General features: G+C 45.5%; 23 protein-coding genes. 20 read left to right on the forward strand and 3 right to left on the reverse strand.

What is annotated here, in order from left to right:
- The first annotated feature begins 174 nt into the window (after positions 1-174).
- Positions 175-1,257, forward strand: coding sequence for a substrate-binding domain-containing protein (locus ACYVD3_RS05425; protein WP_460641492.1), 1,083 nt, complete (start codon positions 175-177; stop codon positions 1,255-1,257).
- Positions 1,258-1,311: 54 nt separating this feature from the next.
- Here ACYVD3_RS05425 and ACYVD3_RS05430 read toward each other — a convergent pair whose 3' ends face one another.
- Positions 1,312-2,010, reverse strand: a complete 699-nt coding sequence (locus tag ACYVD3_RS05430; protein WP_460641493.1) for a GntR family transcriptional regulator — start codon at positions 2,008-2,010, stop codon at positions 1,312-1,314.
- A gap of 187 nt (positions 2,011-2,197) precedes the next feature.
- On the opposite strand from ACYVD3_RS05430, the gene ACYVD3_RS05435 reads away from it, so the two are divergent.
- The 17 genes from ACYVD3_RS05435 (at position 2,198) to ACYVD3_RS05515 (ending at position 18,917) form a co-directional block, all read left to right on the forward strand.
- Positions 2,198-3,274, forward strand: coding sequence for a mandelate racemase/muconate lactonizing enzyme family protein (locus tag ACYVD3_RS05435; protein ID WP_460641494.1), 1,077 nt, complete (start codon positions 2,198-2,200; stop codon positions 3,272-3,274).
- A gap of 304 nt (positions 3,275-3,578) precedes the next feature.
- Positions 3,579-4,916, forward strand: a complete 1,338-nt coding sequence (locus ACYVD3_RS05440; protein ID WP_460641495.1) for an ABC transporter substrate-binding protein — start codon at positions 3,579-3,581, stop codon at positions 4,914-4,916.
- A gap of 83 nt (positions 4,917-4,999) precedes the next feature.
- Positions 5,000-5,947 (forward strand): carbohydrate ABC transporter permease, encoded by a 948-nt coding sequence (locus tag ACYVD3_RS05445; RefSeq protein ID WP_460641496.1) that lies wholly within the window; start codon positions 5,000-5,002, stop codon positions 5,945-5,947.
- Positions 5,944-6,783 (forward strand): carbohydrate ABC transporter permease, encoded by an 840-nt coding sequence (locus ACYVD3_RS05450; RefSeq protein ID WP_460641497.1) that lies wholly within the window; start codon positions 5,944-5,946, stop codon positions 6,781-6,783. The genes ACYVD3_RS05445 and ACYVD3_RS05450 overlap by 4 nt, the downstream gene beginning before the upstream one ends.
- Before the next feature lie 9 nt (positions 6,784-6,792).
- Positions 6,793-7,917, forward strand: a complete 1,125-nt coding sequence (locus ACYVD3_RS05455; protein WP_460641498.1) for an enolase C-terminal domain-like protein — start codon at positions 6,793-6,795, stop codon at positions 7,915-7,917.
- Complete coding sequence (locus ACYVD3_RS05460) at positions 7,914-8,654, forward strand: SDR family NAD(P)-dependent oxidoreductase (protein WP_460641499.1); 741 nt, start codon at positions 7,914-7,916, stop codon at positions 8,652-8,654. The genes ACYVD3_RS05455 and ACYVD3_RS05460 overlap by 4 nt, the downstream gene beginning before the upstream one ends.
- Positions 8,655-8,675: 21 nt before the next feature.
- On the forward strand, positions 8,676-9,341 hold the full coding sequence (locus ACYVD3_RS05465) for an RraA family protein (protein ID WP_460641500.1): 666 nt from the start codon (positions 8,676-8,678) through the stop codon (positions 9,339-9,341).
- A 14-nt stretch (positions 9,342-9,355) separates the two neighbouring features.
- Complete coding sequence (locus ACYVD3_RS05470; protein ID WP_460641501.1) at positions 9,356-9,691, forward strand: UxaA family hydrolase; 336 nt, start codon at positions 9,356-9,358, stop codon at positions 9,689-9,691.
- A gap of 10 nt (positions 9,692-9,701) precedes the next feature.
- Positions 9,702-10,922 (forward strand): UxaA family hydrolase, encoded by a 1,221-nt coding sequence (locus ACYVD3_RS05475; protein WP_460641502.1) that lies wholly within the window; start codon positions 9,702-9,704, stop codon positions 10,920-10,922.
- Between the two features lie 3 nt (positions 10,923-10,925).
- Complete coding sequence (locus ACYVD3_RS05480; protein ID WP_460641503.1) at positions 10,926-11,696, forward strand: SDR family NAD(P)-dependent oxidoreductase; 771 nt, start codon at positions 10,926-10,928, stop codon at positions 11,694-11,696.
- 28 nt (positions 11,697-11,724) lie between these two features.
- Positions 11,725-13,125, forward strand: coding sequence for a glucuronate isomerase (gene uxaC / locus ACYVD3_RS05485; RefSeq protein WP_460641504.1), 1,401 nt, complete (start codon positions 11,725-11,727; stop codon positions 13,123-13,125).
- A 442-nt stretch (positions 13,126-13,567) separates the two neighbouring features.
- Positions 13,568-14,158, forward strand: a complete 591-nt coding sequence (locus ACYVD3_RS05490; RefSeq protein ID WP_460641505.1) for a TetR/AcrR family transcriptional regulator — start codon at positions 13,568-13,570, stop codon at positions 14,156-14,158.
- A 220-nt stretch (positions 14,159-14,378) separates the two neighbouring features.
- Positions 14,379-15,923 carry a sodium/proline symporter gene (locus ACYVD3_RS05495; RefSeq protein WP_460641506.1) on the forward strand — a complete coding sequence of 515 codons (1,545 nt, stop codon included), beginning with the start codon at positions 14,379-14,381 and terminating at the stop codon, positions 15,921-15,923.
- Positions 15,924-16,066: 143 nt separating this feature from the next.
- Positions 16,067-16,483, forward strand: a complete 417-nt coding sequence (locus tag ACYVD3_RS05500; protein WP_460641507.1) for a MarR family winged helix-turn-helix transcriptional regulator — start codon at positions 16,067-16,069, stop codon at positions 16,481-16,483.
- A 22-nt stretch (positions 16,484-16,505) separates the two neighbouring features.
- A complete protein-coding gene (locus tag ACYVD3_RS05505) occupies positions 16,506-17,186 on the forward strand; it encodes a DUF554 domain-containing protein (protein ID WP_460641508.1) in 681 nt (226 codons plus the stop codon).
- 227 nt (positions 17,187-17,413) lie between these two features.
- Positions 17,414-18,346 (forward strand): DMT family transporter, encoded by a 933-nt coding sequence (locus ACYVD3_RS05510; RefSeq protein ID WP_460641509.1) that lies wholly within the window; start codon positions 17,414-17,416, stop codon positions 18,344-18,346.
- Positions 18,279-18,917, forward strand: coding sequence for a lactate utilization protein (locus ACYVD3_RS05515; protein ID WP_460641510.1), 639 nt, complete (start codon positions 18,279-18,281; stop codon positions 18,915-18,917). Before ACYVD3_RS05510 ends, ACYVD3_RS05515 begins: the two co-directional genes overlap by 68 nt.
- A gap of 78 nt (positions 18,918-18,995) precedes the next feature.
- Here ACYVD3_RS05515 and ACYVD3_RS05520 read toward each other — a convergent pair whose 3' ends face one another.
- Positions 18,996-19,586, reverse strand: a complete 591-nt coding sequence (locus tag ACYVD3_RS05520) for a class II aldolase/adducin family protein (RefSeq protein ID WP_460641511.1) — start codon at positions 19,584-19,586, stop codon at positions 18,996-18,998.
- Positions 19,587-19,631: 45 nt separating this feature from the next.
- Positions 19,632-20,906: a 3-oxo-tetronate kinase gene (otnK, locus tag ACYVD3_RS05525; protein WP_460641512.1), complete on the reverse strand. Its 1,275-nt coding sequence runs from the start codon at positions 20,904-20,906 to the stop codon at positions 19,632-19,634.
- A gap of 278 nt (positions 20,907-21,184) precedes the next feature.
- Between otnK and ACYVD3_RS05530 the strand changes: the two genes are divergently transcribed.
- Positions 21,185-23,095: a sigma 54-interacting transcriptional regulator gene (locus tag ACYVD3_RS05530; protein ID WP_460641513.1), complete on the forward strand. Its 1,911-nt coding sequence runs from the start codon at positions 21,185-21,187 to the stop codon at positions 23,093-23,095.
- Positions 23,096-23,396: 301 nt separating this feature from the next.
- On the forward strand, positions 23,397-24,722 hold the full coding sequence (locus ACYVD3_RS05535) for a GntP family permease (RefSeq protein WP_460641514.1): 1,326 nt from the start codon (positions 23,397-23,399) through the stop codon (positions 24,720-24,722).
- The last annotated feature ends 28 nt before the right edge of the window (positions 24,723-24,750 follow it).

Consider the following 24,750-nt stretch of genomic DNA (forward strand, 5'->3'; position numbering starts at 1 on the left):
CAGTCTGAGCTGTCCCGCTTGAAAACGGACAGCTTTGTTTTTTGTGTCCCAAATAAAAACAGAGCAGGTCAGGATGAGCATAATGGAAAATGTGATTGATAATTGTGGATAGATTGTTTAATATATAATATATCAGGTTGCAGGTTTTAGACTGTAGAAAAACGGGGTGAAGCAATGAGATCACAGATTACGATGAAGGATATGGCCAGGCACTTTGGAGTATCGCTTAACACGATACATAAGGCAATTGCCGGGAAGCCGGGAGTCAGCGAGGCTACCAGGAAAAAAATAATGGATTACGCCGATGCCAATGGATATAAATTAAATGCCATGGCCTCTTTTCTTAAGCGGAAAAATATTAAAATCGCAGTTTGCCTTCCCGAACTGGATGAGGACAGCAAGTATTTCTACAGTTATATCTGGCAGGGCTATAGGAAGTATATGGCGGAGTGGGGGGACTTGAACATTCAGGTTCTTGAAGTTCCATATAAAAAAGGAAATCTTACCGAAACACTCAGGCAGTTGGAAAAAGAGTGTGAGGGCAGTGATAAGCTGGATGGTCTGCTGACTGCACCTCCCAGAGATGAGGCAGGAATTTATGCTATCAGACAATTCACTGATAAGGGCGTATGTGTTGTGTTCGTTACCGGCGATAACGATGAATGCGGCAGGCTGGGTACTGTAGTCGGAGATTATTATGCGGCAGGCCAGATTATGGCAGAGCAGATATGCAATATTCTGAAAGAAAAAAGCCGCATTCTTCTGATGGCAGGAGACCAGTATAAGGATTCTCACTATCTGGTTGCAAAGGGATTTCACGAGTATATCAGGCAGACCCAGGCGGAATATGCCATAGAGGATTTATTTGGCTATTACGAATCGGACCGGCTGGACGAAAGTATTATGCAGACTCTGAAAAAGAATCCGCCGGATGCAGTATGCTGTGTATTTGCCAGAGGAAGTGCAGTTTTGTACAGGGCTCTTAAATCCAGCGGCATGGCAGGAAAGCTTCCGGTAATTGCAAACGATGTGTTTGATGAAAATGTCGCGGCTTTAAAAGACGGTACGTTCACGAATCTGGTTTTTAAGGATCCCTATAAACAGGCGTACCTGGCAATGAAGATGCTCTGCGAGTATCTGCTTAAGGATATGGAACCGAAAGACAGGGTTCGCAAGGTGGAAATCGTCCTTATTTTTAAAAGCAATGTGAATTATTATTGGAAGAATATAGAGGATATGCAGTATTTAAGATTGTAGAAATACATGGAAGATGGTTATCCGGCGGCGCCTGGAAACCATCTTCTTTTTTTGTTAAGAGTTTGCTATATTCTGTTCCTGAAATGTCTCATCCGGTATGCCCTCAAGGGCCTTTGACAATGTGATGAGGGAGTGATTGATATGCCTGTTTACTGCCATGGCAATCTGTTGGTCGTTTTCTGTCATCAATGCCTCGATGATCTGTTGATGCTGGGGAAGGTTATCTTCACGGCAGGAGCAGTGATGGATTGCAGCAAACACGGCCAGGCGATAGGTCTCGATCATAATATTTTCATAAAAAGCAATGAGTGATTCATTTTTCGTCCTTTCGATGAAGTACATATGGAATTGAATGTCTTTTTTATAAAACTCAATGTCATCTAATTGGGAACTGTTTTGAAGCTGGTTCTGGAACTCTAAAATAGTGTTTTTGGAATAAGCTCCTTTGAACTGTGTGATGATGGCAGGTTCCATAATTTTCCGAATCTGATATATCTCATTAATATATTCCTGGGTAAAGGGGCGGACCCGCATCCCTTTTCTGGGGTATACCATAATCAGATTCTGGCTTTTTAAAGCCACCAGCGCTTCGCGAATGGGGGTTCTTCCGAAAGACAGTTCCTCATTCAGCATTTTTTCGGAAATATCCTGTCCGGGAAGATACTGGCAGGAGAGGATTTTATCTAAAAGATAATTGTAAGCCAGTTCGGTTTGAGACAGGGTACGATTGGGGGATGCATTTTTGAAAATCATGATTGCCTCCTAGAGCTTGTATTTTTAGATATATCACGGATAAACGGTGCTGATAAAGCTATTATATATCAGATGGGAATTAAATTCAATTGGTTTGAAAGTATATGAATATATTTTGTTGACAGATATATCACATGGTGATAATGTTGTAAATAAATATATCAGATACAACAAGGAGGTAAATGACATGAAAATCAGGGAGATGAGGATTTATAAAGCCTTATCAGAAATCTCAAAACCCATTGCGGATGCAACACATAATATATCAGAAATTGCATTCTATGTGGTGGAGATAGAAAGTATGGATGGGGTAATCGGTCAGGGATATTTGTTGTCGTTTCATTACTCGCCCAATGGGATCGAAGGTGCACTGAAGGATATTAAAAAGTTTATTGAGAGCAGGGATTACAGTATTTTTCAAACCCAGGATATTCAGCACGATTATGAAACCGAATCAGAGTATTTTGGAATCACGGGACTGCAGAGGTGGGCTCTGGCCGTGCTGAATATCGCCCTTTGGGATGCTTACGCCAGGACTTTAAAGCAGCCCATCTGGAAGCTGCTGGGCTGCCATACAAGAAAGATTCCGGTATACGGCAGCGGTGGCTGGATCTCTTATTCCGAAAAGGAACTTGTGGAAGAAGTGGTTGATTACAAAAGGAGAGGTTTCCAGGCTGTGAAGATCAAAGTCGGATCTCCGGAAATGAACCGGGATATCGAGCGGCTGACAAAGGTAAGAGAAGCAGTGGGCAATGACTTAAAGATCATGATGGATGCCAACCAGGGAATGGATGTCCCATCGGCAGTAAAACTGGCAAATTCGGTAGATCATCTGAATATCCACTGGTTTGAGGAACCTGTTGTTAATACAGACTTTGAGGGGTATGCCACCATCCGTACAAAGACCAGGGTTTCCCTGGCAATGGGAGAGCGGGAATACAATACGGTTGCCCTGCGGGAACTGATCATGAGAAGAGCTCTGGATTTATGGCAGCCAGACATCATCAGACTGGGAGGCGTAGAGGAGTGGATCCGCTCGGCAGCACTGGCAAATGCATTTCATATTCCAGTGCTGCCTCACTACTACAAGGATTACGACGTACCGCTGCTTGCAACCGTAAGGAATCCTTACGGTGCGGAATCCTTTGACTGGATCGACGGGATCATTGATAATAAGATGGTCATTGACAATGGCTATGCCAGGCCCAGGGAAGGCGCCGGATGGGGATTTAACTTTCTTCATCAGTATCTGGAAAAAGTATAACTGTCATAGGAGCACTTGCAGAAAAATTGGAAAAAGAGATAAAAGGGTAACGTTTCACAATGTTTGTATCGTTTTAAACCCCGTCTGGGATCTGGAAAAATGCTGACACATATGATGAAATAAGGGATGATTCGCGAATATATTACCTACAAAAAGCAGCTTGAAGGGCTGCTTTTTGTATGAATAAAACAAAATGGGGAAATGTTTTCCTGAAAAAATATTGACAGTTACGTATAAACGTGGTAGCATCAGAACATGAAGCAAGGGAAACGTTTCTTCAAAGCTATATTATAGGAGGTTTTTTATGAGATCAAAGAAGTTATGGTCAGTTATGCTGGCAGGTACTATGGCAGCATCAATGCTGTGGGGGTGTGGGGCACCTTCCACTGACAGTAAGAAAACGGAAGCAGTGACTGCGAAAGACACGGTGGCACAGCAATCATCTGAAAGCGGGGATCAGACATTGCGGGTGACCGTTCAGGCATGGATGATGGGCAAATATGATTTTGAACGAATTGCAAAAGAATTTGAAGCCGAAAATCCGGGGGTCAAGGTGGTATACAGTCAGGTAGATAACGTGGACGTTACGACCAGTATGTTGGAATGGTCCCAGGGCAAGACAACCTGTGATTTAGCCCTCGGCGGTGACCGCTCAGAGACAGTTCCCTATGCGGCCAACGATTACGTAGTAGAATTTACGGATGAAAATTTCTTTAACGGAGATTATACCAGAGATAAGTTTATCGGTGCTTTCTTAGAAAGCGGAAATGCAGACGGTGTACAGTACATGATTCCCCTGTTAGGCGAAGTTCTGGGCTGTGTTGTCAATATTCCCATGATGAAAGAGGCCGGATATGTAGATGCAGACGGCAAGATCATTCCAGCAAAGTCCTGGGATGACATGTATGAATATGCAAAGAACTTAACAAAAAGTGGTCAGACAGGCCTTGCCATCGACTGGGGCAATAATATGGCAGTAAAAGCCTATGACGCCTGTGTCATGGGAGTCAATGGAAATCTGTATGAGTCCGATGGAAAGACACTGAATTTCACTGCAGAACCGGTGAAGGGCATGCTTTCTGTATGGCAGAGTTTGGTAAAGGACGGCTATACCACCACCGATGTATTCGCAGACGCAGAGGCCAACAGGACGAATTTCAAAGCAGGCCATGTTGCCATGCATATTGCTCCGGCTTCCCGCTGGATCGAGGCTGGTGAGATTTTAGGTGCGGATAATGTAGGCATCATGCCCATACCCGGAACAGATACCAATGGATCCATTTCTTATATTCATGGTGCGGTAATTCCAAAAGCTTCCGATAAACAGGAGCTTGCAATAAAGTTTATCAAGGATAAGCTGCTTCAGGCACAGTTCCAGATGGATTCTATGGGCGCCTATGGAAAAATGTCACCCCTAAAGGCACACTATGAGGACTTAAAGAATCCATACTGGCCTGACGTTATGGAGTTTACAGAAAAAGCATCTACTCCGCCTCTGTACAAGGATTATACGAAGCTGGATACCAATATGCAGATTGAACTTCAGAAAATGCTGACCGGAGGCTCCACAGCAGATGAATTTTCTGCTAATATGAGTAAGTTTATGACTACGATTGACTTAGAGTCAGGAATGAAGAAGTAATAAGAAACGGATAAGAGCCGGTTCAATTGCCTTTGCAGCCATTGCACCGGCTTTCCTATTAAATATAAATAGAGGAGTAAAATATGGGGCATAAAAAAAGTTTTGGCTTAAGATTAAAAAAGATGATACCTGGTTATGCGTTTGCGGCTCCCGGTATTCTGTTTGCAGCCATATATATGGGATATCCCCTCATACGGTCATTTTATTTAAGTTTTACAAAATATAATTTTGCATTTGACAAAAATCCGGTTTTTTGGGGTCTGTCTAATTTTGCTAAGATGTTTTCAGATGCTTATTTTATGGATTCCCTTAGGAATACAGCAGTATTTTCTTCTTTGTTTTTCCCCTCCCTCATGATTTTTTCTCTGATTATTGCCATGCTCTTAGACAAGGGAGTCAGGGGAGCCGGGGTTTTCAGAACCTGCATCTTTCTCTCCATGATAGTTCCGTTATCACTCACCGGTATTATCTTCCAGTGGATTTTAAATAACCAGTACGGGCTTTTAAACACCGTACTAAGGGATGTGTTTAAGCTGGATTTCCTTGCCCATAACTGGCTGGGAGAAGGGAAATGGGCCATGGTCTCCATTGTCGTAGTCAGTCTTTGGAAAAACATGGGCATGCTTGTAATATTCTTTATGGCAGGTCTTGCCGCAATTCCGGGGGATATCATTGAATCAGCAAAGATCGACGGCGCCAATGCATACCAGAGGATTTTCCTGATCATTTTGCCCAATTTAAAGGAAAGCTATGTTATCTGTGGATTATGGGCGATCATTCAGTCTGTAAAGGTGTTTGAGCAGCCCTTTGTCATGACCAACGGCGGTCCGGGTACGGCTACTCTGGTGCTTTACCAATATACCTGGATGAATGCGTTTAAATACTATGAAATGGGTTACGCTTCGGCAATTGCATATTTTATGGGAGCTATCATCCTGCTTCTGTCAGCCCTTAACATGTATTTAAACAGGGATAAGGATGTGGATGAAGTAAAAGGGAAAAGATCAAAGAAAAGAGAGGTGAAAGCATGAACGTGAAGAAGGGCGTAAGTGATATCGCTGTATTTGTTTTGTTATTTACCATCTCATTTATTTTTATCATTCCGTTTTTATGGACATTTCTTACTTCAATAAAGCCGGATGAAGAGATTTATTCGGCAGCACTGACCTTGTTGCCTAAGGAATTTTATATAGGACATTATACGGGAATATTCACGAAGCTGGGGAATTTCTTTAAATATTTTTCAAATTCTGTGATCGTATCCTTTTGGAGCGTTTTTCTAAATGTATTGCTGGCATCGACCCTGGGATATTCCTTTTCCAAGTTCCAGTACTGGGGACGGGACTTTTTTCTGGGATTTGTATTGCTGATCATCACTCTTCCCTATGTAATTTACCTGATTCCCATCTACATCATGCAGTCACGGTTTGATTTAATCGATACCAGACTGGGGTTGATTCTTCCCTATACTGCTACGAACCTGCCCATGTCCGTGTTTATCATGCGGGGACAGTTCAATGGTGTACCAAATGAGATGATGGAGGCTGCCAGAATTGACGGCGCGACCCATTGGCAAACCTTTACCAGGGTAATGCTGCCGATTGTAAAGCCCGGTATTGCCACCGTGATCATCATGACATTTATTACTGTGTGGGGCGAGTTTACATATGCAAGGACCCTGTGCACAACAGCAAGATCCCAGACTCTGGCTGTGGGAATCACATTTCTAAGGGATGAGGCCGCTTCCTGGCAGTACGGTACATTAACGGCCACGATCATTCTGTCATTAATTCCTGTCCTGATCATCTTTCTGTCCATGCAGAAGTATTTCATCAAAGGAATTATGGCAGGAGCAGTGAAAGGATAAGGACAGCTTATGAAAATCATAAAGTTTGAAACATGGTGGGTCAAGAGGGATAAATGCCTGTTTGACCAGAAGAGAAAAGGCAAAAGCAATATGGATTGGGACGTGGTTGTCCTAAAGCTGACCACGGACACAGGAATAGAAGGAATAGCAACAGCCCTTGCGGCCCGTTCCGGCCAGGTTACGGAAAGCTATCTTCATGATAATATTGCACCGGTTGTATTAGGGCAATCCCCTTATGACAGGGAAAAGATATGGCATGAGCTGTGGAACATAGACCGTCACCTCACCTTTTTCCCGGTCTACCTTCCGGGGCCGGTGGATGTGGCCCTTTGGGATATTTGCGCAAAGGCGGCAGGATTGCCGTTGTATAAATATATCGGAGCATACAGAACTCAGCTTCCTGTTTATGCCAGCGGCCTGTTCCATGAGGATCCGGAGGAATATGTAAGAGAAGCACTGCATTACCAGTCCAAAGGGATCAACTGCTATAAGGCTCATCCGTCGGGGCCTTATGAACTGGATATGAAAATCCATGAGAACATTCGAAATGCCGTCGGGCCTGATATGAAGCTCATGAGTGATCCGGTGGCAGAGTACACTCTGGAGGAGGCGATCAAGGTGGGGCGGCATTTGGAGAAGCTTAATTATGAGTGGCTGGAGGAGCCTTTCCGGGATTTTGAGCTGGATAAGTATTCCCGTTTATGTGCTGCCCTTGATCTTCCTGTTGCGGCTACAGAGACGACCCGCGGCTGTCATTGGGGCGTGGCCCAGGTGATCAATCAGAAAGCGGCCGATATCGTCAGAGCAGATGTGTCCTGGAAGTGCGGTATCACCGGAACCCTAAAGATCGCTCATCTGGCGGAAAGCTTTGGTATGCAGTGCGAGATACATACAACAACTATGAATTATATGGATCTGGTGAACTTACATGTTTCCTGTGCCATCCGAAACTGCAAATATTTCGAATACTTTGTTCCGGAGGAGGACTTCTCTTTCCCGATGAAAGGTCTGCTGCCCATTGATGAACAGGGTATGATCAAGGTCCCGGAAGGTCCTGGCGTAGGCGCTGAACTTGACTGGGAATTAATTGAGAAGCTTTCCGTTTCTCACCGGACGGAGGTATTGGAAGCATGAATTTAACAGGAAAAACCGGGATCGTAACAGGCGGATCCAGCGGAATCGGATTTGCAACAGCGAATGTGCTTGCAGAAGCAGGGGCTCTGGTTTATGCCGTCAGCAGAAGCGGGAAATCTAAAATCCAGGGAGAAAAAGGCCATCCCGGCGTCATCCATATAGCAACAGATGTCTGCGACTATGAGGCGCTTTCAGAGCTGGTAAATAAGATAGGTGTGGAACACGGGATGGATTTTTTGATCAATAATGCCGGAATTACCGTGAAATGCCGGGCGGAAAATTTTCTGGATTCCGACTTTGAGCGGATCCATCAGGTTAATGTAAACAGTGTATTTAAGCTGTCCTGCCTGTGTTTTCCCTATTTAAGAAAATCTCTTCACAAAGGCAGGATCGTCAATATCACTTCCATGGCTGCCCACCTGGGATTTTCGGAAGTAGTGCCGTACTGTTCCAGCAAGGGCGCTGTGCTTTCCATGACAAGGGGGCTGGCAGTTGAATGGGCCGGTGACAGGGTCAATGTTAATTCCATTGCCCCAGGCTGGTTTCCCTCGGAAATGAGCCGGAATGTCATGGATGAAGAACGGAAACAGAAAATCTTATCCAGAATGCCGGTCCATCAGTTCGGTGATCCCAGGGACATTGGAGAGATGGCGAAATTTCTTGTGTCAGATGGCTCTGAGTATATTACAGGCCAGGATTTTGCAGTAGATGGGGGAGCGCTGGCATTTGGATATTAAGCAGATAAAGGAGAAGCGATTATGAAATTATGGAATGATGAGAATGAGAAGTTTGCGCTGATGAAAGAACGATTATACACGCCTGTAGTGGGTGATATTTTAGATGGGATGGGATATTACCACCAGTTTCTGCCTCAGGATATCCGTCCCTTAAGGGACGATATGAAACTGGCAGGTAAGGCTATGCCAGTGCTTATGATCGATGTGTTCGGTCCTCAGAAAAAACCGTTCGGCTATTTAACAGAAGCCCTGGATCAGCTTGAGGAAAATGAGATTTATCTGGCCACAGGAGGAAGCAAGCGCTGCGCCTATTGGGGAGAGCTTCTGACAGCAACCGCCCGCACCAGAAAAGCCGTGGGCGCCGTGGTAAACGGCTGGCACAGGGATACCCCCCAGGTGCTGGAACAGAACTGGCCGGTATTTTCAAACGGCTGTTATGCCCAGGATTCCAGCGTCCGGACCCAGGTGGTAGATTACCGCTGTGACATTGAAATTGGCCAGGTGACCATTCATGACGGAGACTTAGTATTCGGTGATGTGGACGGCGTTCTGATCATTCCAAAAGATGTGGCGGATGAGGTCCTTGAGAAAGCGCTGGAAAAAGCGGCAGGTGAAAAGGTGGTAAGGAAAGCAATTGAAGGCGGCATGAGCGCAACCGCTGCTTTTGCTAAATTTGGGATTCTATAGAACCGGAGGTCACTATGGAAAAAGAACAGAAGGCATTCCAAATCGTGGAAACGGATAATGTGGCAACGGCACTGGAGGACATCCTTCCGGGAATCGTGAGCCTGCTGGGCGATACCCCTATGGGTGAGATACCCGCAGTAACCGATGTGCCCAAGGGGCACAAAATATCTCTTAAGGATATAAAAGCCGGAGAAGATATAAAGAAATACGGGATTCGGATCGGCAAAGCTACTCAGGCCATTAAAGCCGGAGAATGGGTACATCTCCATAATATTCACAGCGTATATGACCAGCGGTCCAGTCATTTGGATGTGTTAACCGGTGCACCGAAGGATACAAAGTATGAGTAGGAGGGATCAGATGTCAGGTGAAAAGCTGGAATGCAGTTGGCAGGGTTATGTGCGGAAAAACGGTACTATGGGAATTCGAAACAAGGTCCTGGTCATCTATACGGTAGAGTGTGCCTCCTTTGTGGCTAAGGAAATCGTGCATAAGATCAATGACCCGGAAACAGAGGTAGTGGGATTTTCAGGATGTACAGATAATGAATATGCAGTGCGCCTTTTGATTTCCTTGATCCGCCATCCCAATGTAGGTGCCGTACTGCCGGTAGGCTTAGGCTGTGAATACGTTCAGCCGGAATGGCTGGCTGATATTGCAAAAAAAGAAGGAAAGGAAGCCGCCTGGATGTTCATCCAGAAAGAAGGCGGTACCAGAAAAACCATTGAAAAGGGTGTGCAGCTTGTTCGTGAGATGCAGGAGGCCTTAAAGAAGACCAAACGGGCGCCCATGGGCCTGAAGGACTTAATCATAGGCGCAGAATGCGGCGGCTCCGATTATACCAGTGGTCTGGCCGGCAATGTAGTGGTAGGACGTTTCAACGACCGCCTTATTGAAGCCGGAGGAACCGCTGTTTTTGAGGAAATCGTGGAGGCCATAGGTTTAAAAGAGCTTTTGCTGGAACGTGCAGCAGATAAAAAAGCTGCGGAGGAGATCTCCGACACCTATGATAAGGCTCTGGAGTATTGCAAATCCGTGAGACAGTATTCTGTTAGTCCCGGAAACTTTGCCGGAGGGCTTTCTACCATTGAGGAAAAGAGCATGGGTGCTGTTGTAAAGAGTGGAAGCAAGGCCATCCAGGGCGTCCTAAAGGTGGGAAAGGTTCCGCCTGGCAGGGGGCTGTGGCTTTTAGACTCCACACCGGATCCCTACTGGATGCAGTTTGGGATCACAAACCCAAATGACAATGAAGGTTTGATGGATTTAATCGCCTGCGGCTGTCATGTGGTATTTTTAGTTACAGGGAGGGGGAGCGTGGTGGGTTCAGCCATATCTCCCTGCATCAAGGTGACGGGAAACTCGGCCACCTATTGGGCAATGGAAGAGGATATGGATTTTGATGCCGGTCCTGTTCTGGCAGGCAGATGTTCCCTGGAGGAGATGGCACAGAAGCTGCTTGAAATGGTTGTGGATGTGGCAGCAGGAAAACAAAGCAAGAGTGAGGCACTGGGACATAAGGAATATTTCATCCCTTATAAATACCAGAACACAGAGGTTGTAAAAAAATGCGAGGAGGCATGAGCCATGTTTGATACAGGTAAATATTTTTCTCTGGAAGGTCAGACCGCTGTTGTAACAGGGGGCTCTACCGGACTGGGGCTTGCGATTACCAGATGTATGGTGGGCGCCGGAGCGAAGGTGGTTGTCTTAAGCTTTGAAAGCGGGGAACAGGGACAGGAAGCCTTAAAAGAGTTTGGGGAAAAGGCTGTTTTCTATCATTTTAATATCACGGATACGGACCATACCCAGGAAATGGTGGATCGTATTATTGCAGAACATGGGTCTGTGTCCATTTTGGTGAATAATGCAGGAAACCACTGTAAGAAGTTTATTGAGGAAATGACGGTAGAAGATTATGTGAGCGTGCTGAATGTCCACCTGGTAGGCGCATTTGCCCTGACAAAGGCATTATTCCCTCATATGAAAGAACAAAAAAAAGGCAGTATCCTCTTCCAGGCCAGTATGACCAGCTTTATCGGGCAACCCCAGGTGGCAGGCTATGCAACAGCCAAGGCAGGATATCTTGGCCTGGTACACACGCTGGCAGCAGAAGGCGGCTCTTACGGAATCCGGGTAAATGCCATAGCTCCGGGCTGGATCGATACGCCCATGTATCACAAGGCAACGGATCAGGATGAAATAAGACGCAATAAGATTCTTGGAAGGATTCCCATGAATAAAGTAGGTGACGCTATGGATATCGGTATGGCTGCTGTATTCTTATCCAGTGATGCGGCAGGTTATATATCAGGCTCCTGCCTTCCTGTAGACGGCGGCGCTTTAATCGGATTCTAATGAGGCAAACAAAGAAAGGGGTAGCACGGTGAACCATCAATTTTCGGAGGAACTGCTTTTAACGAATCAGACGGGAAGTTATTTCTATCACACCTATGCCAAACACCTGCCCATCATTGATTACCATTGTCATCTGGTTGCCAGGGAGATTTATGAAAATGAAGAATTTGAAGACTTAGGTGAAATGTGGCTTGCCCACGACCATTATAAATGGAGAGCCATGAGGACTTTTGGGATCGATGAATATTACATCACCGGAGGCGCCGGTTATTACGAGAAATACTTAAAATTTGCAGAGATTCTGCCGAGGCTGATGGGGAATCCTGTTTACATCTGGTGTGCTTTGGAGCTGAAACGTTATTTTGACATAGAAAAGCCTTTGGGGCCGGATAATGCGGAAGAGATCTATAAGAAAACGAAGGAATTGATCAAAGGACGCCATATGACGCCAAGATGGTGTATGGAACAGTCAAAGGTAGAGATTGTCAGCACTACGGAGGACCCTGTGGATACTCTGGAATATCATATCCGGATGAAGGGGGATCCGGCTATTAAGACCAGGGTCCTCACAGCCTTTCGGCCGGATCAGGCATTTTACTGCGAATGGTCCTCCTTTTCGAACTATATGGGAAAGCTTTCTCAGGCAGCAGAACAGGAGATAACAAGCTTTTCCTCCATGATGAATGCTCTGGAACAGCGTCTGTCTTTCTTCGCGGAATTTGGGACCAGAGTGAGCGATAACGGTATGGCGGATATTACATGGTGTGATTACACGATGGAAGAGGTAGAATCGGCTTTTGATAAAGCGGTGCGGCAGAAAGAGCTGTCACCAAAAGAAAAAAACCAGTATAAGTCTGCATTTGTCATTGAGATGGCAAAGCTTTATAAAAAGTATGGATTTGTTATGCAGCTCCATATTGGGACCTACCTGGATGCCAATCAAAAAAAGGTGAAAGAAATCGGACAGTCCACCGGCTTTGACTGTGTGGATGATACCACTTCTGTCAGATCTGTAGGGGCGATTCTTAACCGTTTAACGGAACTGGATGAGCTGCCAAAGACAATCCTTTATCCACTTCATGCGTCACAGGTGGAGTCCTTTGCCATTCTGGCCGCTGGATTTTGCGATGGTACGGTAAAGGGAAAGGTACAGTTGGGCGCTCCGTGGTGGTTTAATGATCAGTCCTATGGGATTGAGCGCCAGTTCTATGCGGCAGGGAATCTTTATCCGGTCAGTTTATCGGTAGGTATGCTGACAGATTCCAGGAGCTTTTTAAGCTATCCCCGCCATGAGCTTTACAGGAGAGTTCTTTGCAGTTATTTAGGAGAGCTGGTGGAGCGAGGGGAATATTTCTCTGATGAATTATATATAAAAGAGATGATCGAATCAATATGTTATAAAAATGTAAGGGAATATTTTGGATGGTAGGGGCAGGAGAGATTATTCTTTTCCCAAGTATTCGGCATTACGGGTAGTCAGCAATTTGCCTGATTTATAATTGATATTCTGACATTGTAAAGTAGTTTGCCTCCTTTCATCTATAAAAATTCAAAAGACTTAAGAGCGTCATTTGCCGGCTTGCCAGCCAACAAATGACGCTCTATGTGTGATCTTGATGTGGCCACCACAAGGGTTGACCTTGAGAATGAGCTGCAGCTTCAGACAGCCATGAAGAACTGATAAAGAAAAACAGCAGGTACCGGGAATTTTACAGGTCAGAAAGCAGGCTTTTGGCTGGAGCCTGAATAAGACTTTTTTCAAGTCAGATGAGCTTTAAGCTGTCATAGAGAAATGGACAGCATCTCCTATCCTGTGGTATACTTGCTAAAAAAGCAAAGATTAAAATGTTTGAATGCAAGGAGGGCCGGGCATGGCAAAAAAGAATATTCGGAATACCAGGGGGAAGATCGTGAATGCGGCCTGGAAATTATTCTATGAACAGGGATATGAGGATACTACAGTAGAAGAAATCATTGAACTCTCCCAGACTTCCAAAGGATCTTTTTATCATTATTTTGATGGTAAGGATGCGCTGCTGAGCACCTTAAGCGTCCTGTTTGACGATAAATATGAAGAGCTGACCAATACCATTGAACCAGAATTACCGGCAATGGAAAAGCTGCTGCTGCTCAACAGCGAGCTGTTTGGTATGATTGAGAACAGCATTTCCATTGATCTGCTGGCAAGGCTTCTTTCTACCCAGCTTATCACCAGCGGGGAGAAACATCTCCTGGACCATAACAGGATTTATTATAAGCTTCTTCGAAAGATTATTGCACAGGGACGGGAAAAAGGGCAGATAGGTACCCGTTTCAGTGTGAGTGAAATGGTTAAGCTTTATGCTTTGTGTGAGAGGTCTCTCATGTATGACTGGTGTTTATGCGGCGGTGAATATTCGCTCTGCCAGTACAGTGCATCTGTCCTTCCTTCATTTTTAAGCGGTTTTCTACCGGAATCATGACCGGAAACAAGGATTGTCTTATATTTATTATAAAATATCGTATCGTATAAAATCATTATAAAATAAAGAGTTTTTGCATATTTAATATAAAACGTCTAGTATATAGTCTATACTTCGTTCTGCGTTGCGTTCTATTTCCCCCCATGCTATAATACCCCCATTATGGCCTTTTGGTTTATGTAAAAGGCCGTCTGAACATTTTGACAACAGGAGGTAAGTTATGAGCATAGGGCAGGTTGGGATTTTATTATCCATCATCATTTATCTGGTCAGTATGGTCTACATAGGATTTTATTACAGCAAAAAGGGGGGCGGTGATTCTGCCGACGAGTTCTACTTGGGAGGGAGGAAGCTGGGGCCGCTGGTTACTGCCATGAGTGCAGAAGCCTCCGATATGAGCAGTTGGCTGCTTATGGGACTTCCCGGAGTTGCTTATTTAACGGGAATCGCAGATGCAGGCTGGACCGCCATTGGTCTGGCTGTGGGTACCTATTTAAACTGGCTGCTTGTTGCAAAACGCCTTCGCCGATATTCGGTTGTGTGCAATTCCATTACCATTCCGGACTTTTTTTCAAGACGTTACCGGGATGAAAAAAACATTTTGATGTGCATTTCTGCTGTCATTATTCTGATCTTTTTCATTCCTTATACCGCATCCGGATTCAAGGCAATAGGCACGCTGTTTAACAGCCTGTTTCAGATTGATTATCATGGAGCCATGATTGCAGGTGCGGCCGTAATTGTGGGCTATACCGTGATGGGCGGATTTATGGCTGTGTCGACCACAGACTTAATCCAAAGTATTGTCATGAGCATTGCACTGGTTATCATTGTTTTTTTCGGAATACTGGTATCCGGCGGCTGGAACAATGTTATGGAGAATGCCCGGTCTCTTGAGGGATACTTAAGCATGGTCCAGGTTCACGACTTGTCAAATGACAGCGCCTCTCCCTACGGAATTCTTTCCATTATTTCCACTCTGGCCTGGGGACTGGGTTATTTCGGGATGCCCCATATCCTGCTGCGGTTTATGGCTATCAATGATGAAGATAAGCTTAAGACTTCACGCCGGATTGCTACTGTATGGGTGGTTATTTCCATGTTTGTTGCGGTGCTCACTGGAATCATCGGATACAGTGTTTCAGTTGCAGGCCATATTCCCATGCTGTCCACCGGGTCTGAGGCAGAAACCGTTATCATCAGGCTTGCAGATCTTTTAGGGAAAAGCGGATTTTTATTAGCCATTGTTGCCGGTGTGGTTCTGGCGGGAATTCTGGCATGTACCATGTCAACGGCAGATTCCCAGCTTCTGACTGCCGCTTCCGGTGTATCCCAGAATCTTATGCAGGACTTTTTAAAGATTAAGATGAGTACAAAGGCCTCTATGGTGGCTGCAAGGTTTACGGTTATTGGAGTTGCACTGGTGGGTATGATCCTGGCCTGGGATCCTGACAGCTCGGTGTTCACCATAGTATCCTTTGCATGGGCGGGATTTGGTGCCTCCTTTGGACCGGTGATGCTTTTTGCCCTGTTCTGGAAGCGGAGCAATTTATGGGGCGCCATTGCCGGTATGGTATCAGGAGGCATTATGGTGTTTATCTGGAAATATGCTGTACGTCCATTGGGCGGCATATGGAATATCTATGAATTGCTTCCGGCCTTTACCACAGCATGTGCAGCAATCGTCATCGTATCACTGGTTACCTCTCCGCCTTCCAAAGAGATTTATCAGGAATTTGAGTCAGTGGGTAGAAAAATGAAATAAAGTTTTATATTGGCAATACCAGGAAAGCACGTTTTTCCTGGTATTGTTGTCTTTGAAGCTGGGTTTGCTAAAATCAGATTGACAGAAAAAAAGATTAGAAATATAATAGTTAGAAATCTAACTATTCAAAGGATGATAGTATCATGACATTTCACTATCTGCTGATGGCAAATCAGGCGATTTATCAGAGGAGGCTTATGGAGATCCTGAAGGATACGGAATTGACGCCGGGTCAGCCCAAGGTTCTGGATTATTTAAGAGACCACGATGGGGCAACTCAGAAGGAGATCGCAGCGGCCTGTTATATTGAAGCGGCGACGATTACAAGCGTATTGAACGGGATGGAAGCAAAGGGCCTTATTGAAAGAAAACGGATGAACGGAAACATGCGTTCCTATCATGTGTTTATGACTGGAAAGGGGCAAAAACTGGAACAAAGGGTACATGAAGTCTTTCTTAAGCTGGAAGAAGAGACTTTTGAAGGCATTGCACAAGAAAAAAGAAAAGAATTTCTGGAACTGTTTTCTAAAATACACAGAAACATAGTACCATCAGAATGAATTGTTAAAGGAGACAAAAGATATGCCGCAGGGAGTCATAATTAATTGCATTGTTGTTTTTCTGGGAGGGATCCTGGGAGCCTTTTTAAAGAACCATTTTCCGCAAAAGCTAACGGAAGCACTTCCCAATATATTCGGGCTGTCGGCCATCACCATGGGTATTTATCTGATCATCCGGCTGGAAAGTCTGACAGCGGTGGTTCTTGCCGTGATTATTGGAACGGTTATCGGTGAACTTCTGAGTCTGGAAGAGCGTCTGCTGGCGGGGCTTCGGAGGCTGGAGACCAGACTTCCGGTCCAATTAAACGAGGACCAGCTTGACGTTCTTATCAGCCTGATTATTCTGTTTTGTTTCAGCGGGACGGGAATATTTGGAGCTATGAATTCCGGTATGACAGGGGATCACTCCATTCTTTATGCAAAGTCTGTCATGGATTTCTTTACGGCCATGATCTTCGGCACAACCGCCGGGTATCTGGTGGGATTTATTGCGGTTCCCCAGCTTATGATAGGGACCTTGCTGTTTTACGGGGCAGCCTTTATCCTTCCCATGGTGACAGATATCATGCTGGCAAATTTCAAGGCCTGCGGCGGGATCATCACCCTTGCCGTGGGGCTTAAGATTTCCAATATTAAGAAGACCAGGGTGCTTAACATTCTTCCGGCGCTGGTTCTGGTCTTTCCGTTTTCTCTGTTGTTGTAAGACTCTGAGTATTAAAGTGCTGCGGAAAGGATTGTTTCGGATAAATCCTTTCCGCAGCGTTTTGATGCCTGGAGCTTTTCCTGCCAGTTTCTCTTTTGTGCTGTATTTTTGCGCCTTGTTTCCACAACCTTTGTTACATTTCTTTCTTTTCTTTAAGGTATTTCCATGGTAAATTATAGGGAAGCAGGAAGACAACCGTAATAAACAGCTAAAAGGCAGGTACAAATATGAAATGGAAAGATAGCTTTCACCCTTATGCGGCCACAACCATTGTTTTCTGGTCACTGGCCTATGTGTTCACAAAGCTGGCGCTTGGGTATTTTTCCCCCTTTTCCCTGGGATTTCTCCGGTATGGGGTGGCCTCCCTGGCACTGTTGGCAGTGGCCGTCTTTACAAAGATGAAGCTGCCGGGGAAAAGGGATGTTTTGTGGTTCATGGTTTCCGGGGCAACCGGTTTTTTCCTGTACATGATTGCTTTTAACAAAGGGCAGGGAATGGTAACGGCTTCCACCGGCAGCGTTGTGCTTGCCACGGTTCCGGTCATAACCGCGCTTCTTGCCCGTTTCATTTACGGGGAAAGGTTGCTGGGCTTCCAGTGGGCAGCCATTGGGATCCAGTTTGCCGGCGTATTGGTTCTGGCGTTGATGAACGGGATATTTTCTATTAACCCCGGTCTGTTCTGGCTGTTCCTGGCAGCTTTGCTGGTCAGCATTTACAACCTTTTGCAGAGAAAACTGACGAAAACCTATCAGGCGCTCCAGTCCAGTGCCTTCAGCATTTTCTTTGGCACGCTGTTTCTTGCCATATTTCTTCCGTCATCTGTAAATGAGGCGCTTCATGCCCCTGGAATTCAGATATTCTATGTCGTGACCCTGGGCATAGGCTCCAGCGCTATCGCCTATGTATCCTGGTCAAAAGCATTTGCAAAGGCGAAGCAGACGTCACAGGTCAGCAATTATATGTTTGTGACCCCCTTTTTAACAAGCATTTTCGGTTTTCTCATGGTAAATGAGGTTCCGGACAAGGCAACCCTGACTGGCGGGACCATTATTTTGTCAGGGATCCTTATTTTTAACTTTGGAGGAAAAATTTATGAGTCTTTATTTGCCCCAAAAAGGAGTGGACATTCCGTCATTGATAAAAAGCCTTCATCAGAATAACATGGCTGGTTTCCATGTCAGGGATAAGAAAGAGCTTCTGAGGCTTTTGAGGACGTTTATAGCAGATGGAACCACCGTAGGCTGCGGGGATTCGGTTACCCTTGAGCAGACGGGAGTATTTGATGATTTAAGGGAAAGGGAGATTAACTTTCTGGATAAATTTGATCCGGCCCTTACCCGGGAAGAAAAACGGGAGATTTACTTAAAAAATTTTTCTGCAGACACGTTTGTTACCGGAGCGAATGCAGTCACCATGGACGGAAAGATTTTTAACATTGACGGCAATGGGAGCCGGGTCGCCCCCATGCTGTATGGACCAAAGCAGGTGATTGTTGTTGTGGGGACGAATAAAATAACAGAAGATGCAGAGGCGGCAGTGAAGAGAGCCAGGCAGATTGCGGCTCCCCTGGATGCAAAGCGGCTTAATAAGGCAACTCCCTGTACGGCTCTTGACCGCTGCATTGACTGCAGACACAAGGAGAGGATCTGCAATGATTTTGTTTTGATCGCAGGACAATTTGTGAAGGATCGGATCAAGGTAATTATCGTAAATGAGGAATTGGGGTATTAAAAAATCACAACGGTTTGTTAGAGGCCGTTGTGATTTTTTATTATGGTTTTAATAAAGGAAACTGTGGTGATGTACCTTCTATTTCAGCCCGGCCTTATATAATTCCCAGGCAATACGCGCAGTTTCCTCCAGTTCTTCCAGACAGTAGAAGGCATCCATTACCGTCTTGCCCGGAACCACCGGGCCATGATTTTTCAGCAGGAAGCCGTCACTTGCATTTACCCGTTCCCGAAATATAGAAAAAAGTGCCTCAGAGCCTGGCTTTTCATAAGGAATCAGGCCTACAGAACCAAGTTTCATCTTCAGGTACGGAGTATGGTCCGGGATGCAGTCATGCTCTGAAGAGGAAGGGACAAAACTCCAAAGCACAGAGTAAGTACTATGGGTATGGATGACTGCTTCTATTGCCGTTGATTTTTCATAAAGTGCCAAATGAAGGGGCCATTCCTTACTTGGTTTTTTGGAGGGTCCAAACGTTCCGTCCGGGTCAATGGTTGTAAAATCCTCTTCTTTCATGGTTCCAAAACAAGAGCCGCTGGCACTGATATAAATCTGATTATTATGGCGGAAGCTCATATTTGCGGAAGAACCGGTGGCTTTTCCCCGGTCAAACAAGCTGTGAGCCGTCCATACTGCTGCTTTTAATTTTTCTTCTAAAACAGAGTCCATCTTTTCCTCCAAGTCTGAAGTGAATCCACGTATCACTTCCTGATTTTACTTTAATGTCATAGCCAAAGCCCGTCCAAAAAAATCTTCCTGCCCAAAGTTTCCGCTTTTAAGAATCAGACGAACATTGGGCTTTTCCACAGGAACCATAACCGGTACTCCGGGAGCGACACTTTCTCCGATCCAGTAGGAAGAAAATCCCAGCCCTTTTGTAACAGCACCCGAGGTTTCTCCTCCGGCGGAAATGATTCTGGTATACCCGGATTTTAATGCATGGACTGCCAATGCAGCGGTTGCACCTTCCAGCATATCCGCTACTTTTTCCTTTCCAAGCTTCTGGAATTCTTTCACCTTTTCCGGGGTATCAGAACTGTATACCAGAACAGTATCTGATTCGCTGCTATGTGCCTCTACAAACTTCCAGACTTCCTCTGCTGTCTGCCGGCCTTCCATCATTTCTTTCGGATCAAGCTTATAACAGGGGTTTCCCTGACCCTGATACCATGCAATCTGTTCCAGTGTTGCTTTGGAGCAGCTTCCTGCTAACAGAAGGGCCTTACCTTTTGTACCGCTTTCCGGAATTCTTCCTTTTGCGGAAAGCTTCCTTGTCCAGACTCGCGCCAGGGGCTCCAAAAGTCCGCTTCCCCCTGTTAAAAGAGGAAGCTGTCCAAATGCAGCGGCAATCTTTTCCCCATCCTCTGTATTTTTATAGTCAGGAATGAGATAAAACGGTTTCTCAGGCAAAGCTTCCAGTAAAAAATCCTTCCATTCTTCCAATGCCAGATTACGGCATGGATACCGGCTCTGGGGTTCCATTAGCTTGTGGATCCTGCTGTCCCACATGGGAGTAAGAGGGTGGTTTTTCATATGGCTTTCATGAAGAAAAACTCCATTTACCATAAGGTTTCCATGTTCTACCGTTCTTCCGTTAACTGGAAGAGCAGGGCACAGCAGTGTATAAGGAGCCTTCAAAAGGTCTATGAAAGCATCTGCTACCGGGCCGATATTGCCTTTTGGTGTGGAATCAAAAGTAGAACAGTATTTAAAATAAATTTGTTCCACGCCCTGAGATAGCAGAAAGCGGGCGGCCTTAAGGCTGTCTGCCACAGCCCGGTCTGTTTCCTGGGTCCTGGATTTTAATGCGATGACGATTGCCTGAACTTCGGCCAAATGAATGACAGATGATTCAACCGTATCTATTTCCGGCACATGGTTATCCGGAATCCCATTATAAAGCTGAATACTCATTCCTCCCTTTACCAGAAACGAAGCCGCATCACTGGCGCCGGTAAAATCATCGGCAATGCATCCAAATACAGCCATAGTCATCCTCCCTTTCTTTGATTTTCCTTCGTTTGTATATATTATACAGCAATTTTCATGCCAATTTATCATAATATTCATTTTTTATATTCAAAGCTTTCCATATTCTTGACTAATCTCCCAGACTCATCATATTACTCGCCTGTTATACTTAAAGAAATATGAATCAAGGGTTCTATGCAGTATTGACCACAAATGTTGCAATGTTGTACAATTGTAGCAATGCAACGCATTCTGCATCACTAATAGCCTTTCTTACCCATACCAGGAGGTATCTTATGATTCGTCTTTTATTTATTGTTCCATATCCTGAATTAAAAGAAAAAGTTGAACATGTCCTTTCTCATCATACGGAAAAGAATCGTCTCAATGCGAATATCCAGGTCATGACGGTTGAAGAAACACCTGATGTTCCCACAGATGAGTATGATGCTATTATAGCCAGAGGGTATACTGCCCGGAAAACGTCATCCATGTATACACAGATTCCCACCATAGGGCTGTCCATCTCAGGGTATGATGTGGTAAGGGCAATTTCTGAATGCTGCGAAGCATATCATCCCAAAAAGATCGCTGTCTGTGGGTTTAGCGGACAGATGTATGAAGTAAAGAATATCTGTCAGTTTTTCCATATCAGTGCAGAAATCTATGCTCCTGTCCATCACGAAGATTTGCCGAAAACTCTGGAAAAGGCACTGGCTGCAGGCTGTGATGCTTTGATTGGCGGATATTCCGCTAATATTCTGGCCCGTCAGTACGGGCTGTCTTCCGTCATAATCAGGACCGGGGAAGATACGCTTCTTCAGGCAATTGATGAAGCAATCAATACGGTGGACCGGATCCGCCATGAACGGATTACTTCCCAGATGTATAAAACGATTATCTATTCCTCCAAGGATGGTTTACTTTATGTGGATACAGCAGGAAGGATTCAGGTCCGCAACCATGCCATCCGCCAGATGAACGGAGACGTCAGCCTGATGAACCGTCCATTAAAGCAGGCGCTTCCATATCTTTATAAAATTTTCCGCTCTGTGATTGCCAGCGGTCAGCAGGAGACAGGAAGAATCCTTACGATTCCAGGAACCAAAACCACGGTTTCTGTAAGCTGCACGCCGGTAATTGCCAATAAAGAGATTTCAGGAGTCATCATTAATCTTACTGACATTACCATGATCCAGGATTTGGAAAGCCAGATCCGGCGGAAGCTGAGTGAACGGGGGCTTCAGGCAAAATATACCTTTCAGGATATCATCCATCAAAGCAGTATCATTGACAATACCATTGAGACAGCCAGACGCTATGCTGCGTCTGATTCCAATGTAATTATTGTAGGCGAGACCGGTACGGGCAAAGAGCTGTTTGCCCAGAGCATTCACAACAGCAGCAACCGGAAAAACGGTCCGTTTGTAGCCATTAATTGCGCAGCACTTCCGGAAAATCTTCTGGAAAGTGAGTTGTTCGGCTATGTGGAGGGTGCTTTTACCGGAACCAGCAAAGGCGGTAAAATGGGGCTTTTTGAACAGGCCCACGGAGGCACCCTGTTTCTTGATGAAATCGGTGAAATCTCTCTGTCTACCCAGAGCAAACTGCTGAGAGTCCTCCAGGAGAGGCAGGTGAGGCGGGTTGGCGATAACAAGGTTATTGCTGTCAATGTGCGCATCATTTCCGCAACCAATAAAAGCATACTCCAACTTTCCCAGCAAGGCGAGTTCCGAAGAGATCTGATGTACCGTCTGGATGTGCTCCGGCTGTTCCTTCCTCCTCTTCGCAGCCGGGAAAATGATGCAGAACTTCTGTTCCTTCATCTATTGGAAGTTCAGAGCCAGGAAACCCGGACTCCGCTCCCAAAACTGGATCCCAATGCCCTGCCCCTCCTTCGCCAGTATCCGTTCACCGGAAATATCCGGGAACTGAAAAATATAGCGGAACGTGCCAGTGTCTTAAAGACGGGAAGTTTTATCAGCAAAAAGAATCTGCAGGAGGCTCTCTATCCTCAGGATCTGGAAGCAGCTTCTGTTTCCCTTCCGGGTTCCGGCAGCTTCCTACCGGAGGGAGACTCACTCAGTGAACCTGAGAAGCTGCGTCTTGCCTTAAAGCAATGCGGCGGCAACAGAACACGGGCAGCAAAGATGCTTGGCATGGACCGTACTACCCTGTGGCGTAAACTGCAGAAATATCAGATCTAGTTATCTTATGATGCAAAAGCGATGCAATACGCTGCATTTGTTGCATCGCTTTTTGTTTTGCAACAATAACACCTCTATTTTGTATATTTTCAAATCCCCAACGGGTTTTATTTTATACAATGTTTATAATCCTTTTACTCCGACTTTAAAAATTATTAAAAAGTTGGCATAAATATTGCTTTTTAATAGAGTATCAATCAATTGTTTTCTAATTTCCTTTGGTTTGAGAATCAGATCGCCCGTCTCTATCCAGATCAAGTGAAATTGGACAGCAGCAAAATATTAATGGAGGGTTAATCTTATGTCAACATCCTATGTACTTATCGTTTTTGCTATGGTCATTGTGTTGATGATCGTCCTGATTTCCAAGTGCAAGGTCAATGCAGCATTTGGTATCCTGATTTCTGCCTTAATCCTGGCAATTGCGCTGGGAACCCCATGGAGGGAAATTGAAGATACCATAAACAGCGGTTTCGCCGGAACAATCAAGAGCGTGGCAATCGTAATCTTCTTAGGCTGTACCCTGGGCACGGTACTGGAGAAGACCGGTGCAGCGATCCGGATTACCAAATGGGCCATTGGCCTGGTCGGTGAAAAAAACATAATCTGGGCGATTGCTCTCAGCTCGGCAATTCTCGGCATTCCCATCTGGGCAGATACCGTAGTAATTCTGTTGATTCCAATCGTATCGCTTTTGGCTGTTCAAACGAAGAAATCCATGATGAGCTACGGCACTGCTCTTTACGTGGGCGCTTTGGTAACTGCATCTTTAGTACCTCCGACTCCCGGTCCTGTATCTGCGGCAGCCTTGCTGCACGTACCCTTAGGGCAGGCAATCCTGTGGGGAGCTATCGTTGCCGTTCCAAGTGTGATCGGTGCTACTTTTTATTGTATGACATTAAAGACTCCCGTTGCCCCGAAGGAAGAGTTTTTGACAGCGGCAAAGGAAAGCGATCATATGGAGCTGCCGACCCTTTCCAAGTCTTTGCTGCCAATTTTGTTCCCCTTGTTTCTGATCCTGGCTAATACCGGTGCATCCGTAGTTGTTCCGGATACTCCTGTTGCAAACTTCTTCGCATTTATCGGAAGCCCTCTGGCGGCATTATTTACCGGCTGCCTTCTTTCCCTGCTTCTGGCAGGCAAGGAATGGAAGAGTAAGAAGGTATTAAATGACTGGGTAAATGAGGGAATCACTGCCGCTGCAATGCCAATCATTGTAACCGGTATGGGCGGCGCTCTGGCTGTCTTTGTAAAGAATGCAGGCGTTGCAGAAAAGATAGCAGGGGCTGTGGTACAGTCTCCATTCCCGGCCATTTTAATTCCCATCATCATTGCAGCCATTATCCATGCGGTTACCGGTTCCAATGCTTTAGGTGTAATGACTGCAGCCGCATTGGTAGAGCCGATGCTGACAACTCTGGGCATCTCCCCCATAGCTGCTTTCCTGGCCTGCGGTACCGGCGCCCTGATGTTTAAGCATGCAAATTCCTCCGGATTCTGGGTAACGGTTTCCATGTCAAATATGGATGTGAATCAGGGGATCCGCGCCGTAGGAGGTGCTTCTACCATAGCCGGATTTATAGGAGCAGTATTTACCTGGATCCTGGTCGCCCTGCATGTTATCTGATCTTTAAAATAAATCCGCTGAAACAAGA

The sequence above is a fragment of the Lacrimispora brassicae genome (genome assembly GCF_054772055.1).